The organism is Kribbella qitaiheensis (genome assembly GCF_042657745.1).
GTDB classification, from domain to species: Bacteria; Actinomycetota; Actinomycetes; order Propionibacteriales; family Kribbellaceae; genus Kribbella; species Kribbella qitaiheensis.
In genome coordinates, this window is record NZ_JBHSKE010000065.1 from 63251 (window position 1) to 79628 (window position 16378).

General features: G+C 67.4%; 14 protein-coding genes and 1 tRNA gene. 9 read left to right on the top strand and 6 right to left on the bottom strand.

Annotated features, from left to right (window positions below; genetic code table 11):
• Positions 1 to 31: 31 nt before the first annotated feature.
• The gene (locus ACFPJ1_RS36940) at positions 32 to 1150 is read right to left on the bottom strand and encodes an aminotransferase class V-fold PLP-dependent enzyme (RefSeq protein WP_380110957.1); all 1119 of its coding nucleotides are present in this window, start codon (positions 1148 to 1150) and stop codon (positions 32 to 34) included.
• 134 nt (positions 1151 to 1284) lie between these two features.
• On the opposite strand from ACFPJ1_RS36940, the gene ACFPJ1_RS36945 reads away from it, so the two are divergent.
• Entirely contained in the window at positions 1285 to 2214 is a 930-nt protein-coding gene (locus ACFPJ1_RS36945) for a neutral zinc metallopeptidase (protein ID WP_380110958.1), read from the top strand.
• Positions 2215 to 2229: 15 nt separating this feature from the next.
• Here the strand turns inward: ACFPJ1_RS36945 and ACFPJ1_RS36950 are convergent, their stop codons facing one another.
• Positions 2230 to 2820: a TetR/AcrR family transcriptional regulator gene (locus ACFPJ1_RS36950; protein ID WP_380110959.1), complete on the bottom strand. Its 591-nt coding sequence runs from the start codon at positions 2818 to 2820 to the stop codon at positions 2230 to 2232.
• 141 nt (positions 2821 to 2961) lie between these two features.
• Between ACFPJ1_RS36950 and ACFPJ1_RS36955 the strand changes: the two genes are divergently transcribed.
• The 5 genes from ACFPJ1_RS36955 (at position 2962) to ACFPJ1_RS36975 (ending at position 9912) form a co-directional block, all read left to right on the top strand.
• Positions 2962 to 6156, top strand: coding sequence for a penicillin acylase family protein (locus ACFPJ1_RS36955; RefSeq protein WP_380110960.1), 3195 nt, complete (start codon positions 2962 to 2964; stop codon positions 6154 to 6156).
• Positions 6157 to 6183: 27 nt separating this feature from the next.
• On the top strand, positions 6184 to 6780 hold the full coding sequence (locus tag ACFPJ1_RS36960; protein WP_380110961.1) for a YbjQ family protein: 597 nt from the start codon (positions 6184 to 6186) through the stop codon (positions 6778 to 6780).
• Entirely contained in the window at positions 6770 to 8107 is a 1338-nt protein-coding gene (locus ACFPJ1_RS36965; RefSeq protein WP_380110962.1) for a GH1 family beta-glucosidase, read from the top strand. The genes ACFPJ1_RS36960 and ACFPJ1_RS36965 overlap by 11 nt, the downstream gene beginning before the upstream one ends.
• A gap of 106 nt (positions 8108 to 8213) precedes the next feature.
• Positions 8214 to 9377, top strand: a complete 1164-nt coding sequence (locus ACFPJ1_RS36970; RefSeq protein WP_380110963.1) for an MFS transporter — start codon at positions 8214 to 8216, stop codon at positions 9375 to 9377.
• Between the two features lie 10 nt (positions 9378 to 9387).
• The gene (locus tag ACFPJ1_RS36975) at positions 9388 to 9912 is read left to right on the top strand and encodes a gamma carbonic anhydrase family protein (RefSeq protein WP_380110964.1); all 525 of its coding nucleotides are present in this window, start codon (positions 9388 to 9390) and stop codon (positions 9910 to 9912) included.
• On the opposite strand, the gene ACFPJ1_RS36980 is transcribed toward ACFPJ1_RS36975, so the two are convergent.
• Together ACFPJ1_RS36980 and ACFPJ1_RS36985 are read right to left on the bottom strand one after the other, a co-directional pair.
• Complete coding sequence (locus ACFPJ1_RS36980) at positions 9898 to 10728, bottom strand: hypothetical protein (protein ID WP_380110965.1); 831 nt, start codon at positions 10726 to 10728, stop codon at positions 9898 to 9900. The two genes, ACFPJ1_RS36975 and ACFPJ1_RS36980, sit on opposite strands and share 15 nt — an antisense overlap.
• Positions 10725 to 11246: a SigE family RNA polymerase sigma factor gene (locus ACFPJ1_RS36985; RefSeq protein ID WP_380110966.1), complete on the bottom strand. Its 522-nt coding sequence runs from the start codon at positions 11244 to 11246 to the stop codon at positions 10725 to 10727. The genes ACFPJ1_RS36980 and ACFPJ1_RS36985 overlap by 4 nt, the downstream gene beginning before the upstream one ends.
• A 431-nt stretch (positions 11247 to 11677) precedes the next feature.
• On the opposite strand from ACFPJ1_RS36985, the gene ACFPJ1_RS36990 reads away from it, so the two are divergent.
• Positions 11678 to 12874: an MFS transporter gene (locus ACFPJ1_RS36990; protein WP_380110967.1), complete on the top strand. Its 1197-nt coding sequence runs from the start codon at positions 11678 to 11680 to the stop codon at positions 12872 to 12874.
• On the opposite strand, the gene ACFPJ1_RS36995 is transcribed toward ACFPJ1_RS36990, so the two are convergent.
• The gene (locus tag ACFPJ1_RS36995; RefSeq protein WP_380110968.1) at positions 12843 to 14036 is read right to left on the bottom strand and encodes an MFS transporter; all 1194 of its coding nucleotides are present in this window, start codon (positions 14034 to 14036) and stop codon (positions 12843 to 12845) included. The genes ACFPJ1_RS36990 and ACFPJ1_RS36995 overlap by 32 nt on opposite strands.
• Before the next feature lie 84 nt (positions 14037 to 14120).
• Between ACFPJ1_RS36995 and ACFPJ1_RS37000 the strand changes: the two genes are divergently transcribed.
• Positions 14121 to 14193: transfer RNA gene (locus tag ACFPJ1_RS37000), tRNA-Thr, on the top strand.
• A 93-nt stretch (positions 14194 to 14286) separates the two neighbouring features.
• Here the strand turns inward: ACFPJ1_RS37000 and ACFPJ1_RS37005 are convergent.
• Entirely contained in the window at positions 14287 to 15747 is a 1461-nt protein-coding gene (locus ACFPJ1_RS37005; RefSeq protein WP_380110969.1) for a helix-turn-helix domain-containing protein, read from the bottom strand.
• A gap of 264 nt (positions 15748 to 16011) precedes the next feature.
• Between ACFPJ1_RS37005 and ACFPJ1_RS37010 the strand changes: the two genes are divergently transcribed.
• Positions 16012 to 16344, top strand: a complete 333-nt coding sequence (locus ACFPJ1_RS37010) for a histone-like nucleoid-structuring protein Lsr2 (RefSeq protein ID WP_380110970.1) — start codon at positions 16012 to 16014, stop codon at positions 16342 to 16344.
• The last annotated feature ends 34 nt before the right edge of the window (positions 16345 to 16378 follow it).

Here is a 16378-nt window from a genome sequence, read left to right on the forward strand (position 1 = left end):
CCAGCCCTGGCACTTCAGAGAAGCCTCCGGTTCACACCGGGGGCTTTTCTGTTGCCCTGAGCTCCAGTCCGAGACGGGTCAGCAGTACTTCGAGCTCGTCGAGGTTGAGGGGGACTAGCTCGAGAACGAGGTGACCGGCGGAAGCATCGTCGGCGATCACGTAGATGGGTGGGTGGCCGTTCTGGAGCTTGGCGGCGAGGGCTGCGGCATCGATTGCGGGATCCACCGTGAGGAGGACCCGGGACAGCGGCAGCCCCGTCGGGTCTGGGAGCTCCGAGGCCGAGATCCCGGGGAACTCGTCGGCGGCGCGGACGAACGCGGCGACCTTGGCGGCCTGGTCCGCCTCCCACTTGGCCCGGTCCATCGCCTGCCACTCCTCGAGTGCCGCGAGCACGCCGACGGTGGACTCCTTCGTCGGTTTCATCCCGCGCCCGATGCCGTTCTCCTGCGCGCGAACCGCCCGGACCAGCCGCTGCGTGCCGATCACCAGACCGGCCGTCGGCGAGGCCAGGTATTTCTGCCCGCTGATCAGTACCGCGTCCGCGCCGGTGGCCAGCAGGTCCGCGGTACGGGGGAACTGGGCGGCGCCGTCGATGATCGCGGGGACTCCTCGGCGGTGTGCCGCGCGGACCGCGGCGGTCAGGTCGACGGGTTCACCGTGGGTCAGCCGGGACGACACCAGCAGCAGGCAGGTGATGTCGGAACCGGACAGCGCCTCGTCCAGATCGTCTGTGCTGCAAAGGTTTTCGGACCCTGCGAGCACCACGCTCGCCCCGGCCAGACGGACGGCCTGCAGGATCGACTGGCCGTAGGCAACGGCGTGGCCGGCCGGCAGTACGACCCTGTTGTGCATGTCCCTGGTGTCGGGCAGGGCCGCGATCCGCTCGGGGTCGGTACCGGCCATCGCCGCCGCGATCGTGACGGTGATCGCCGCCGACGTGCAGTGGGTGACGGCACCGGCCTGGGCGCCGGTCGCGTGCGCGATCGCCTCGCTGACCCGGTCGCCCAACTCCTCCATCACGAAGAACTCGGGCAGGGCCTCCGCGACCGCCTCGGTCACCTTCGCTGAGCTGCGCGAGACGCCCAGGGGCGTGAAGGTCCCTTTGGCGTTGATGACCTCGGTCAACCGATGCCGCTCATGTGTGCCCATGATGCGGCTCACCATAGTGGCTGGTGGCACCTGTCTGCCATGGTTCCGTCACGCAAAGTTGCGGCCGGACCCTCGAAAATCTCGGTGACCTCGGTCGGCGCGCGAAGCCCCGCGCATGCGGTTAAGGTCAGCCGGTGGCGAGTAGCAGGCGGTTGAGCATAACGGTGGTCTGCGCGGCCCTCGTGATCGTCGGGGCGTCGGGTGCGGTGGCGGTACGCCGTGCCGACGAAGGCCGGCCGGGTCTGGTGGCGGTGCGAGTGCCTGCCCCGACCAAATCGCCGACCGCGACGCCCACCGCGTCGCCCAAGCCGACGCCGAGTCCTTCCCGTCCGACCGCGACGGTAGCGCCGATGGCTGAGGAGAACCGGCTGGTCGTCCAGAACCGGCTCTACAAGGTCGGCCGGCTGCCGGCCTCACGCTGCAAGGAGCCGACCATCCGGCCGACCTCGCTCGCCAAGGTCCGTGCCTACTACACCCAGGCCCTCGGTTGCCTGAACAAGGCCTGGGCGCCCGCGATCCGCAAAGCGGGGTACCAGTTCTGGGCTCCCCAGCTGCAGGTGTACAGCGGTAAGTCGTCGACCTCGCCCTGCGCGCTGATCAGTACCGCGGTGTACTGCAACGGCGTGATCTACATGGACGGCAACTACGACATCAAGAACTACAGGGACTCCGACCCGATGTGGGCTCGCGCCACGATGGCCTTCCTGATCGCCCACGAGTACGGGCATCACGTGCAGGCGATGGCCGGGATCCTCGTCGCGTCCGACGCCCGCGAGGGCTACATGAACGGCTCCGCGGCCCAGCTGACCGAGAGCAGGCGGCGCGAGCTGCAGGCCTCCTGCCTGAGTGGCGTCTACCTGGGCGCCGACAAGCAGTTCTTCCCGGGCCGCGGGTCGTTCCTGGACAGGTGGAAGTGGACGGTCCGCAACCGCGGCGACCAGTGGAACCCCACGCGCACCCACGGCAACAAGACCAACCACGGCCGCTGGTCGCTGCGCGGCTTCGAAGCCGCCAATCCGTCCGCCTGCAACACCTTCACGGCCAAGCCCGCGACCGTTTCCTGACCAACCAGGCGCTGACTAGACCCCCAGCGACAGCAGCTGATCCGCGAAGGTCTCCAAAGCCTGTACTGCGGACGCCGTGTCGCGGTCGACCAGCCAGCCGAGCGTGACTCCGTCGGTGATGGCGAGCGTCATCCGCGCCAGCTGGTCAGCCGGAAGCTTCCACTCAACCCCAGTCGCAGCGGAGATCTCCTGCAGGATCTCCTCGATGCCCGCGAGCTGACTGGCCCTCTGCTCCCGCGCGAGTGGCTCGGTCTCGGCGTTACGCAACGCCCAGCTGGTCAGCTCGTACGTCAGCAACTGCGCGTCCGGGGTGGCCTCGACGAGTTGCCAGAAGCCGAGAAACGCGTTCCGCACGCTCTCCGCGACGTCACCGCCGGGCGTGATCGCGGAGCGGGCGGCGACCACCTGCGCCTCGGCGATCACCCGGATCACTTCGTGCAGCAGTTCCTCCTTGGACCGGAAGCAGTAGTGCACGATCCCGACCGAGATCCCCAGCTCCTGCGCGATTCGCCGGGTGGTGGTCGCGGCGAGCCCTTCGCGGGTCGCCACCTGGATCGCCGCCTGGACGAGCTCGGCGCGCCGCTCATTCGCGGGTACCCGGGGCATCGGACTCCTCTCGACCGGTCTCACAGTACGGCCTCCAGGTCAAGCGTCCAAGACTCTTGACCTGAACCTACTGGTGAGTCATCGTCAGTTTTTGACGATCCCCTGCCGTCATCACTCAGAAGATGCTTCTAGGGAGGACCCGTGACGCGCCGCCGCCCCGCTCAGCTCACTCGCGCCGTCTACACGACGACCGCCGCCCTCGCCGTCAGCGCAGTACTGGCCGCAGGGCTGTCCACCACCAGTCAGGCCGGACCGGCCGCGGCCACGGTACCGGTCGACTACTGCGTCGGGCAGTGCGCGGACATCGTGCCACCCGGACAGAACGGCAATGCGACCTTCACGGATCTCCTTCTTTTCAAGGGGTTCGGCACTCGTCCGCCGCACTTCAGCGACATCGTCAAACCGTACGAACGGCTGGTCTGGAACTCCCAGGGCATCACCGACGACGGCCTCGACCCGTACTTCGACGACGCGTCGTTCGGGGTGAAACCGGGTGACGCGGCGAGCACGATCCATCCTCGCGCGGACGTGACGATCGTGCGCGACAAGTCCCGCGGCATCCCGCACATCACCGGCACCACTCGCGAGGGGACCATGTTCGGCGCCGGGTACGCCGGGGCGCAGGACAGGTTGTTCGTGATGGACGTATTCCGGCATCTCGGTCGCGGCCAGCTGACCCCGTTCGCGGGTGGCGCGGCCGGGAACCGCGCGTTCGAGCAGGAGTTCTGGCGGACAGCGCCGTACACCGAGGCGGATCTGCAGAAGCAGTTCGACGACGCCGACGAGCGCTATGGCGCCAACGGGGTCAAGATGCAGAAGGACATCCAGGCCTGGGTGGACGGGGTCAACCACTACATCGACACCGTCGGGATCGCCTACCCCGGCGAGTACGTCGCGCTCGGCCTGCCGACGCCGCAACCGTGGAAGGTGACCGACGTGGTCGCCACCGCGGCCGTGGTGGCCGGCATCTTCGGCACCGGTGGCGGCGGCGAGATGGAGTCCGCGCTCGCGCTGCTCGAGGCGCAGGCGAAGTACGGCGTTGCCCAGGGCACCAAAGTGTGGGAGTCGTTCCGCTCGCAGAACGACCCGGAGGCCAGCACCACCGTGCACAACGGCGCGACCTTCCCGTACGGCACGACGCCGGCCGACCCAGCCGGTCGCGCGATGCCGGATCGTGGCTCGGTGACTCCGGAGCCCGAGGTCGTCGACCAGACCGGTTCGGCCGGCATCGCCAAGACGCTGAAACCCAAGAGCAGCACGGGAATCAAGCCACCGAACAAGGCCCAGGGCAAGGAATCCCTGAAGGGAATCTTCGACGGCGGCGTTTTCCCGGAGGGCTTCGGACCCAAGGGAATGTCGAACGCGCTGCTCGTCTCCGGCGCGCACACCGAGAGCGGCAACCCGGTCGCCGTCTACGGACCCCAGACCTCGTACTTCGCTCCGCAACTCCTGCTCCGCCAGGAACTCCAGGGCCCGGGAGTCAGCTCGCGCGGGGTCGCCTTCGCGGGGCTGAACTTCTACACCCTGATCGGCCGCGGCGCGGACTACTCCTGGAGCGCGACCTCGGCCGGCCAGGACATCACCGACACGTACGCCGTTGAGCTGTGCGATCCGGGCGATGGGACACCCACCAAGAACTCGACGCACTACCTCTTCCGGAACGAGTGTGTCCCGGTCGAGAAGCTCGAGCGGCACAACGCGTGGTACCCGAGTCTCGGGTCCTCGGAACCAGCCGGCTCCTACACGTTGGTTGCCCAGCGCACGAAGTACGGCATCGTCACGCACCGGGGCACCGTCGGCGGGAAGCCCGTGCTGTTCACCAAGAACCGGTCGACGTACGGGAACGAAGCCGGCTCGGCCCTCGGGTTCATGCTGTTCAACGACCCGGACGCGATCCACTCCGCGCAGGACTTCCAGAACGCGGCGACGAACATCGGCTACACGTTCAACTGGTTCTACACGGACAAGACCGACATCGCGTACTTCAACTCCGGCGACAACCCGGTCCGGGCGGCCGGGGCCGACCCGAACCTGCCGACCTGGAGCACCTATGAGTGGCAGGGGTGGAACCCGGACACCAACCGCGCGACGTACACGCCGCCGGCACAGCATCCGCAGGTGGTCAACCAGGATTACCTGACCAGCTGGAACAACAAGCAGGCGCCGGGGTTCTCCGCTGCCGATGGGAACTTCGGCTACAACTCGGTCTACCGCAGCCAGCCGCTGGACGACCGGATCAAGGCGGTGATCGGGTCCGGGCAGAAGTTCACCCGCGGCAAGTTGGTCGAGGCGATGGAGGATGCGGCGACCGTCGATCTCCGCGCGGACCAGGTGCTGCCGTATCTGCTCCGGGTACTGAAGAGCGCGCCGGTCACCGATCCCGCTGTCGCGGATGCTGTCGCCAAGCTGCAGGCGTGGCAGGCGGCCGGCAGTCATCGGAAGACGCCCAACGAGGCGACGAAGGCCTACGACCACGCCGAGGCGATCCGGATCCTCGACGCCTGGTGGCCGCTGCTGGTCCCCGCGCAGTTCCAGGGGCTCGGCCCGGACCTCTACGGAGCTCTGGTGAGCGCGCAGAAGATCGACGAGCGTCCGAGTGCCCAAGGCTCGGCGTTCCAGAACGGCTGGTGGGGATTCGTCCAGCGCGATCTGCGCAAGGTCCTCGGCGACCCGGTCCAGACGCCGCAGCCGGTGACGTACTGCGGTGGTGGCTCCTTGACCTCCTGTCGCACGGTGCTCGCCGACTCCTTGCTGGCGGCAACCAAGGTGCCGCCCGCCACGACGTACCCGGCGACAGCGGACTGTACTGCGGGAGACCAGTACTGCGCGGACCAGATCGTGCACCAGCCGATGGGCGGGATCACCCAGGACCGGATGACGTGGGTCAACCGGCCGACCTACCAACAGGTGGTCGAGTTCCCGGCGCGCCGCGGTGATGACGTCGGCAACCAGGCCGTGGGCAAGACCGCGACCGCTTCCAGTTATGAGACCGGGCTGTTCAACTCGCCGCCTGCGAAGGCCGTCGACGGAGACCTGGGGACGCGGTGGGCGAGCAAGTGGTCCGACCCGCAGTGGCTGAAGGTGGACCTGGGCGCCGAGCAGACGATCCGCCGGGTGGTGCTCCGGTGGGAGGCGGCCTACGGGTCGGCGTACCGGCTCGAGGTGTCCCGGGACAACGTGAACTGGCAGCAGGTGTTTGCCACTAGCAACGGCGACGGCGGGGAGGACGTGGCCCGGTTCGCCGCCACCACGGCGCGGTACGTGCGGATCACCGGGACGCGGCGGGCGACGTCGTATGGGTACTCGCTGTACGAGTTCCAGGTCTTCCGTCAATGACGAGCACGGGGCTGGAAAGATGACGGCATGAACCAGAACTTTCCCCCGAACCCGAACCAGCCGTACCCGCCGCAGCAGGGCTACCAGCAGGGGCCGCCGCCGGGGTACGCTCCGCCGCCCGGCTACCAGCAGGGCCCGCCGCAGCAGCGCGGGTACGGGCAGCCCGGGTACGGCCAGGCGCCGGGTGGATATCAGCCGGGCCCGCAGAACGCGCCACACGTGGCGCCGCAGGGTTCGCCGTACCCGGTGCTCGTCTCGACCATGAACGACCTGCCCGGATACACCGCGGAGAAGGTGTTCGGCGAGGTGTTCGGGCTGACCGTCCGCAGCCGCGACTTCGGCTCGAACTTCACCGCGAGCTTCCGGTCGCTCGGCGGTGGCGAGATGCCGGAGTACACCCAGATGCTGGCCGAGTCGCGGCACGTCGCGGTGATGCGGATGTGCCAGATGGCGCAGCAGATGGGCGCGAACGCGATCCTGGCGATGCGCTTCGACTGCAACGAGATCGCCCAGACGATGAGCGAGGTGGCCGCCTACGGCACCGCGGTGATCGTCCGCAAAGTGGAGCCGCCGCGTCCCCAGGACGTCGCCAGACCCAATGAGGATGATGCGAGTGACAGCTGATTCGCTGAACTTCGGCCCCGATTTTCGGTGGGGGGTCTCGACGTCGGTGTACCAGATCGAGGGTGCCGTGACCGAGGGTGGTCGCGGCCCTTCGACCTGGGACACGTTCTGCGCCTCACCGGGCGCGGTCCTGAACGGCGAATCAGGGGAGGTCGCCTGCGACCACTATCACCGGTATGCCGAGGATGTCGGGCTGATGCGTGATCTCGGGGTCGACGTCTACCGGTTCTCCTTCTCCTGGCCGCGGATCCAGCCGTCCGGTACCGGTCCGGGCAACGCCGCCGGGCTCGACTTCTACGACCGGCTGATCGACTCGCTGCTGGCCGCCGGTATCCAGCCGGCGCCGACGTTGTTCCACTGGGACACCCCGCAGGCGCTCGAGGATGCCGGCGGCTGGGCGTCCCGGGACATCACTGGGCGGTTTGCCGACTACGCCGCCCTGCTGGCCGAACGCTTCGCAGACCGGGTGTCGTTGTGGATGACGATCAACGAGCCGGTGGTGCTCACCCTGCTCGGGTACGCCGTGGGTGGTCACGCGCCGGGGAAGCAGCTTGGCTTCGAGGCGCTGCCGGTGGCTCATCACCAGTTGCTCGCGCACGGCCGCGCAGTACAGGCTCTGCGGGCAGGTGGTGCGTCGAATATCGGGATCGCGTCGAACCACGCTCCGACCTGGCCGGCCAGCGACAGCCCTGAGGACGTGGCGGCGGCAGGCTTCTACGACAACCTGGTCAACTGGCTCTTCGCTGATCCGGTGCTGCTCGGCCGCTATCCCGAGGGGCTGGGGGAGGCGATGCCCGGTCCGGTCGCCGAGGACCTCGAGGTGATCTCCACCCCGATCGACTGGTTCGGCCTGAACCACTACGCGCCCGTCCGGGTCGGCGCTCCCACCGGCAACCCCGACACCGCGGCCACGGACGGCATTCCCATACCCGAAGGTCTTCCTTTCGAACCGCGTGTTCTGGAGGGTTACGCCCGCACGGACTTCGGCTGGCCTGTCGTTCCTGAGGCCTTCGGTGAGATTCTGCAGACCTTCAAGACTCGGTACGGCGACCGGTTGCCGCCCATCTACATCACCGAGAACGGCTGCGCGATCAACGACGAACCCGTCGACGGCGTAGTCACCGACCAACGCAGGATCGATTACCTGGACGCCTATCTCCGTGTCCTGAAGCAGTCCATCGACAACGGCATCGACGTCCGCGGCTACTTCCAGTGGTCGTTGTTGGACAACTTCGAGTGGGCCGCCGGGTACTCGCAGCGCTTCGTCCTGGTGCACGTGGACTTCAAGACCCAGGCGCGCACGCCGAAAGCGTCGTACCACTGGTAACGCGGCGTGATCGCCAAGAGCCGGGAATGACCACCGAGTCGGCCGCACCTCACGCTCTTGCCGAACCGGTGGTGCCGGTTCGGAGGCGGTGGACTGCGGGTGTGTCGTGCTGGCGAATGTCGGGGTGTTCGCCGCCTGGCTCGGCCCGATCCAGGTGCTGCTCGCGAAGCAGTCCGATGCGATTGCTCCGGGCAACAAGGAGTTCGTCTTCGGTCTGGTCACCGGTGTCGGTGCGGCGGTCTCGGTGGTCGCGAACCCCTTGTTCGGGGCGATCTCCGACCGCACCCGATCGCGCTTCGGTCGTCGGGTGCCCTGGGTGCTCGCCGGTGCGCTCGGCGGAGCGGCGGGGTTGCTGGTGCTGGCGGGTGCCGGTGCGGTCGCGTGGATGCTGCTCGGTTGGTGCCTGGTGCAACTGTTCTGCAACGCGTTGCTGGCGGCAATCACCGCCGCTGTGCCGGACCGGGTGCCGAAGCTCCAGCGCGGTGTCGTCGGCGGGTGGGTCGCGCTCGCCCAGACGCTCGGCGCGCTGGTGGGAGTCGGACTGGCCACCGTCGTCGGAGGGGTTGGCGTCGGCTATATCGCTTGTGCCGCCTTCCTGGTCGTCTCGGTGATTCCCTATCTGCTGATCAGCGGTGACCAGCAACTGACCGAACGGCCGGCGTTGGTGTGGCGTGAGTTCTTCGCGGGATTCTGGGTGAGCCCTCGGCGCTTTCCGGACTTCGGCTGGGCCTGGTTGACCCGCTTCCTGCTCAATCTCGGCAATGCGCTCGGCACGCTGTACCTGTTCTTCTACCTGCAGGATGCGGTGGGCTACGACGACCCCGATACCGGCGTACTGATCCTGACCGCGATCTACAGCCTCTGCGTGATTCTGACGGCCGTCGGCTCCGGAAGCTGGTCGGACCGCCTGGCCCGCCGGAAGGTCTTCGTCACCTGGGCGGGGGTCGTGATGGCGCTGGGTGGCCTGCTGCTCGCGATCTGGCCGACCTGGTCCGGCGCGCTGGTGGGAGCTGTCGTTCTCGGTATCGGCTTCGGCGTGTACCTGTCCGTGGACTTCGCGCTGCTCACGGAGGTCCTGCCGAGCGCGCGCGACCGGGCGAAGGACCTGGGCGTGATCAACATCGCGAACTCCCTGCCGCAGGTGATTGCTTCCGCTATCGCAGCACCTGTGGTGCGCTTCCTTGGCGGCTACCCGGTGCTTTACGTACTAGCCGCGGCAGTGACGCTGCTGGGCGCAGTACTGGTTCGACGGGTCAAGTCAGTCGCTTAGTCTGCTCGGTATGCCGCTGTATTCCTTTGAGGGCGTCAGCCCGACCGTCCACCCGGAAGCCTGGATCGCGCCGACCGCCACCCTGGTCGGTGACGTTGTCGTCGAGAAGGGCGCCTCGATCTGGTACGGCGTGGTGATCCGCGCCGACCTAGGCCGGATCGTCATCCGCGAGGGCGCGAACATCCAGGACAACTCGGTGATCCACGTCGGCGACGGGCTCTGCGAGGTCGGCCGGAACGCGACCGTCGGTCACCAGTGCCTCGTGCACGACTGCATGGTCGGCGAGCAGGCTCTGATCGGCAACGGCGCGATCGTGCTCGACGGCGCCGTGGTCGGCGAGCGCGCCCTGATCGCCGCCGGCGCCACCGTCACGCCGGGCTCGGTGATCCCGCCCGAGTCCGTCGCGCTTGGCAGCCCGGCGAAGAAGATCATCCCGCTGGAAGGCACCGCCAAGCTCTTCGTCGACCACAACGCCGCCGTCTACCACGACCTCGCCCGCCGCCACGCGGCCTCTGTCGAACTAGTCGCCGAGTAGCTCTGGCGCGAGCCTGCCCTGGGCATCGAAGGCCTCCACCTTCTTGACCGCGGGTGCTTTGGCCGGGACCACGAAGGCGAAGAAGCGCTGGCTCCGGGAGGCCGGTGTACCGGTCGCGGGTGCCTGGTACGTCGTACCGTTCGCCAAGGTGATCTTGACCGAGCGGGCGCCGTAGTGGGTCGCTCCGTAGACCAGGCTGTAGTTGAGCTCGGTCAGGGCGGGTTTCGTGCCGCTGGTGGCTGTTTGCGCGCGCCAGTCGACCCTGGCGTGCGGCTCGGGCCGGTCGAAGCAGGCCGCCGCGTCGAACACTCCTTGCGGGATCACCTCCAGACAGCCGGCTTCCGAGGTCGTGGTCCCGGCTTGGTAGGACACCATGCCCCAAGGGCGGCCGTTCAGCTTGGTCTCGGTCTGCAAGTAGTAGCCGTGCGGGCGGAAGGCGTTCGCGTCGGGCAACTTCGTGTACACCTGGTTCAACCAGGGCTGGGGGAGCGGGAATCTCGGCAGGTTCGCCTGCTCTTGGCGCGGCGGGTTCTCGGTCAGGATCTTGCCGGTGTTCGGATCCATGACGATCGTCCTGGCAGGCGTGGGGAACCCGGCCACTGGAGGTTCGCTCTGCGGGGTGCCGGTGAGTGTCTGGCTCGCCAGGATCACCCCGGCGGTGACTACGGCGACACCCGCCAGCGACCCCGCAGTACGGCGTCTCCTGAGTCGGCGGACGCGGTCATTCACCAGTGCGGCTGGATCGGACGGGCCGGTCGAAGGATCTGCCAGGTCGAGCAGGCTGTCGCGCAGGCGTTCCAGCTGGTCTTGGTTCATCGGTGCGCCTCCTGAGGCTGGTTGTCGAGGGCCTTCCGGAGTACTGCGAGGCCGCGGCTGGCGTGGGACTTCACCGTGCCGACGGAGCAGCCGAGCAGTTCGGCGACCTCGTGCTCGGGCAGGTCCTCGGCGTACCGGAGGAAGATCACCACCCGCTGCTTCGGACTGACTCTCCGGAGCGCCTGCTTCAGCGCGTCCCGGTCGTCCACCTGGGTCGTGGGCGTCGCTTCGGTTCGTGCGGCCGGCTGCCCGGCCTCGGACTCGGGAAGCTCGGCGGTCGCGTGCTCACCCCACCACTTGCGCCGACGCCGGGACAGGAAGGTGTTCAGCACGATCTTGCGGAGATAGGCGTCCGGGTTGCCGTCAGCCACCCGGTTCCACCGGAACCACAACTTCGCCAACGCCTCCTGCGCCAGATCCTCCGCATACCCGTGATCCAGCGTCAACCCGACCGCCAACCGCACGGTCGAGCCCCACCGAGCCCGGACGAACTCGTCGAACCCATCCTGATCCCGCATCCATTCACCCCTCTCACCTGATCAACCACCCGACCCTCCTCCCAGGTTGAGGTCCCCCCAGGGTCAGCACTGCCGGTCGCAGCGGCACACCTGCCTCCGCGCCCGCCTGCCCCCGCGCCCGCCTGCCGCCGCGTACGCCTGCGTCCGCGAACGCCTGCCCCACGGCGCTCCGCGCACGCCTCCCCCCGCGCCGTCCGTCGTGCGCTGCGCCTCGCCCCATCCGCCTGCTCCGCGGCCGGCCCCCACCGGCGTCTCAGCCCCGGCGCCGCCAGCGCCCGGCTCCTCGCGTCCACTGGGCGCTCGCCTCGCCCCACCTTGCTGTCTCTCTGTCAGTGCCGCCGCGGTGCAGTGTGGGTGCAGTACGGGTTCTCTGCCGGTTCAGTGCGGCGCGGGGCGGGTTGCGATTACTGTTCGGTTCGGGAGGGATAAAGATGGCGGAAACACAGCAGTCGGTCGGGCTTCGCAGCCGGTGGTTCGCGATCGTCGCCTTCGCCCTGGTCGGCGCCTCGACCCAGCTCGTCTGGCTGAACTTCGCCGGCGTCACGACGGTTGCCGCCGAGCGCTACGGCGTCTCCGAGAACGCCATCGGCTGGCTGGCCCAGGTCTTCCCTCTCTTGTACGTCGTGCTCGCGATCCCGGCCGGGCTGATCCTCGACCGGTGGTTCCGCAGCGGCTTGCTCGTCGGTGCCGTCCTGACCGCCCTGGGCGCCTGCCTGCGGCTCGTCGGCGACGACTACGGCTGGCTGCTGGCCGGCCAGATCGTTGCCTCGGTCGCCCAGCCATTCGTCCTCAACGCCGTCACCGGCATCACCGGCCGCTACCTTGCCGAGAAAGACCGCCCGAAGGGGATCGCCGCGGGCACCGCCAGCATCTTCGCCGGCATGGTGATCGCGTTCCTCCTCGCCGCCATTTTTGCCGACGGCAACCAACTGCCCACCATGCTTATCCTGACGGCAATCTTCTCGGTGGTCTCCGCGCTCGTCCTGCTCGTTGCCCTGCGCAGACCAGGCGAGCACAAGGCGGCCCACCATCGTCCGGATCGCAACGCCCTGAAGGTGGCCTGGGGCGACTCGCTGATCCGGCGGCTCTGCGTGCTGGCGATCTTCCCGTTCGGGGTCTTCGTCGCCATGACCACCTTCGCCCAGGCCCTGCTGGAACCCGCCGGAGTCAGTGGCGAGACGGCGAGCACGATCCTCCTGGTCAACGTAGTCGCCGGCGTGATCGGCAGTGCCGTGATCCCGGTGATCGTGGTCAGGCATCGCGCGGAGTCGGCTCTGCTCGTGATGAGCCTGCTGCTGACGGCGCTCGCCTGCACAGCCCTCGCCTTCGTGCCCAGCGCGTTGACGGGATTCGTCGCCATCACCGTGATCGGGTTCCTGCTGCTGCCCGCCCTGCCGATCGTCCTCGAACTGGTCGAACGCCGTACCGGTGAGGCCGAAGGAACCGGCGCCGGCCTGATCTGGATGGCGGGCAACCTCGGCGGACTCCTCGTCGCGATCGTGGTCGGCCTGCTGGTGGATTACCCGATGGCGGCGTTCCTGGTGATGGCGGCGGTCGCGCTGATCGCAGTACCAGGTGCACGTGCCCTGCGAGGTCCTATCGCCGCGCTTGAACCCGTAGAGCGATAGCGGTCGCGGCCGTCGCGAGGAGACCGCCGGCGCCCGCGGCGATGAAGACCACCCGGGCATTGGTGTGCTCGAGCAGGAGACCCCCGAAGACGTACGAGATCCCCGCGGCCAGGCCGATCGCGCCGTACAGGTTGCCGAAGACACGGCCGAGCATCGCCGGCGGCACTACCCGCTGCAGGTGCGTGTTGATCGCCACGTCGAGCGCGGCGATGCCGACTCCTCGGATGGTCTGCAGAGCGAGCGCCGCCCAGATCGCCCAGGCCAACCCGGTGAAGAGGTTGCCCAGACTGCTGATCGCGAGACCCGCGATGAGGAGCACGGGCATCGCGAAGCGGCTCGCGTACCTGGTGAGCAACGCGTAGCCCACGACCAGGCCGATCCCGACCCCGGCGTACAAGGTCGCCGCGGCGGAGTCCCCGCCGTGCAGTTCGTCCTTCGCGAGGAACACCATCGCCACGTCGTCCACCCCGTTGAACGCCACCACCGCGAAGAACCCGAGGCCGATCACCCGCACCGTCTTCGTCTTCCAGATGTAACTGAGGCCGTCGCGCGCGTTGCGGAGTACCGAAGTACCGGCGTGTTCGTTGCTCGGCGGCAGACTCGGCAAGCCCATGAGCAGGACCGCGGACACGAAGAACGTCGCCGCGTCGATCAGCAGGATCCCGCGGACGTCGAGGACCAGGAACAGCACGGCCGCCACCAACGGCCCAATCGCCTCGAGCCCGTAGGTGCCGGCCCCGAGCGTCGAGTTGGCCGTCTCCAGGTCCTTGTCCGCCACCAACGCCGGCACCGCGCTCCGACTACTCGCCTGGAACACTTGCGCCACCAGGCTCCGAACCGCCACCAGCACCAACAACACCGGCAACGGCGGCAACGCCACCGCCATCACGACGACGAGAACCCCCTGCGCCAGATCGCACCCCACCATCACCTTGCGCAGATCAATCCGGTCCCCGACCACCCCCGCGAACGCACCGAACAACCCCGGCGTGAAGTCCCCCGCCAGCAACAACAACGCCACCGCCAACGCGGCCCCGGTAACCCCCTCGACGTACAACAGCAGCGCCACCAGCCCCAGCGAGTCCCCCAAGAACGACACCGCCCGAGCCACGAACAACCGCCGAAACCCCCGATTCCCGCGCAACACCCCGACCCCTCCCACCAAACCCCTCCCTCCACCTCCCGACCCTGCTCACCAGATCCTCTAAGATGACTCAGCAACACTGGGGGACCCACAGTCCCACCCGCCGACGTGGCGCAATTGGTAGCGCACCGCTCTTGTAAAGCGGTGGTTAGGGGTTCGAGTCCCCTCGTCGGCTCCTGACCAGGCAATATGCCTCGAGAGTGATGAACTTTCGTGCCAAACTCACGTGATACTCACGTGATTGGCGTTTTCGTGCCGAGACCTGCAGCTAGTGCCCGGGACCTTCTGGCACTTGCCGGTCGTCCTCATGGATCGGCCGAAGCGCCGCATCGAGGGCCTCGGCCGCCGCAGGATTGCGCACCTTGCGACCGATGTAGTCGTCCAGCGTCGTGCTTGTGCGGGAGTGGCCCAGCTGATCGGCGACTTGTCGGGCGGAGTGTCCTGCCTCGTCAAGGATGGTGGCGGTGGTCTTACGGAACTTGTGGGAGGTCACCCATGCCAGCTCGTCTGCCAAGGAGCGAATGCCGGCGAGCTCTGTCAGCTCCATCAAGGCGGCTCGTTCCCGCCTAGGCAGTTGGTAAGCGTCTGCCAGTACCCCCGCTTCCTGCTCGTCGAGTCTGACTCGGCCAGTCTCGATGAGAGTGATGCGCGTCTTCTTCCAACCGAGCTTGTTCACGACGTCCTGCTGGGTGAAGCCGGCCTGGCGGCGGTGGTATCGAAGAACCCGCCCGAGTTCACGTCGTCTCTCGCTTCCGACCGGCGTGCGCACGTCTCGCAGACTCTTTCGGACGTTGTGCGGATCTCGAAATCCCCCGGTCGAGTCCGGGAAAACCGGCGAATCGGATGGCATCCCCGCGTTCCATCTATCGCGGAGCATGTCCACAGTCCAGTCGGGAAGTAGCAGGCGCCGTTCGCCAGCCTCGGACTTGACGCGGGTGCGCACGAGGCCTTTCCCAGCCACCCGCTGAATCTGGTGTGTGCAGTCGACCTCGCCAGCGTCCAGTGAGACATCTGCCCAGAGGACCGCGAGCGTCTCTCCGATCCGTTCGCCAGTGGCGAGCATGAACTTACTGATGTCGACTAGGTCGGCACGTATCGCGCGCTCATCCTGGTTCACGAGCTCAAACCACTGTTCTCGCTCTTCCTTGCTCAGAGCGCGAGGAGGCGTGCGCCGAGACTTACTGACAATCGCGATCTCACGAACTGGATTCAACGAGAGCGCACCATCCCTGACGGCGATGGCCATGATGCCCGAAATAATGCTCTTACAGGTCTTCGCACTCGCTACGCCGATCTCGTCCTTGATGCTGACGATGGTCATGTTCATCCGTGGAGTCGTCGCCTCGACGAATCGAAGCGCGCCGATTCGCGGAAGGATGTTCTTGTCCAGGTGATACTTATAGGTGTCGTAGGTGCCGGGCGCTCGCACGCCCTCGTCAACCAACGCCTTCAAGTTCGCCATGAACAGATCGGCTCCGACCGAGAACCGATCGGTCGCCTGCAGCCCGCCGGAACCCGCACGCTTAGCCCTGTCCTTCAGGATCGTCCGAAGCTGGTTCGCTGCCTCGGTCTTGGTCCTTCCCCGTCCAGCCACCAACCGGGTCCGACCATCGAAGTCACGGTAGTTCGCCCGCGCCTCAAACTTGTCCGGCCGGCCCCTGCTGTCATGGTGGACAGGCATCGTCCAAATGTCGCCCCAGGTGCCCAACGGCAACGGCTTCTTCGCCACGCCTACTCTCCCTGCGCCTGCTAGCAGCAACGGTGGACGTTCTATCAACGTTTCACCTCGGCGCGTGCTGACCGCTAGGCATGTTGGAGATCGCCGATCGCCGGGCGCACGACACCTTGCGCATTGCTGACCTGCCTGCATCACGTCGATGACGTACAGCCCACGAGCGAACCGGAATCGTGATTGGTCCAGTGATCGTCGCAGCTGGCGGCTGCTTGGTGCATGCTATAGGCAACATTCTCGAGCAAATGGAGGCCGACTTTCATGGTGCAGCGGACTGAGGTTCTCCTCACCGACGACCTCGAGGGCACGAACATCTCGGCTGGCAAGGGAGGCACAATCACCTTCGCCCTGGACGGCAAGACATATGAGATCGACCTCAATACCAAGAACAGCAACGCATTACGCAAGGCCTTGGCGCCGTATGTCGAGGCTGCTCGCCCCGCCCGAACCAGCCGCGGTGCGAAGGTCAGGCGCACGCAGGTAGGAGCAGACGTTAGAACGATCAAGGAGTGGGCCCGCGCCAACGGCTACGAGGTCAACGACCGCGGCCGCATCCCAAACCACATCCGCGAAGCCTTCGAGGCCGCGAACTAGCCTCCGCGGATGCCGACAAGCGGGTGACCTGGTC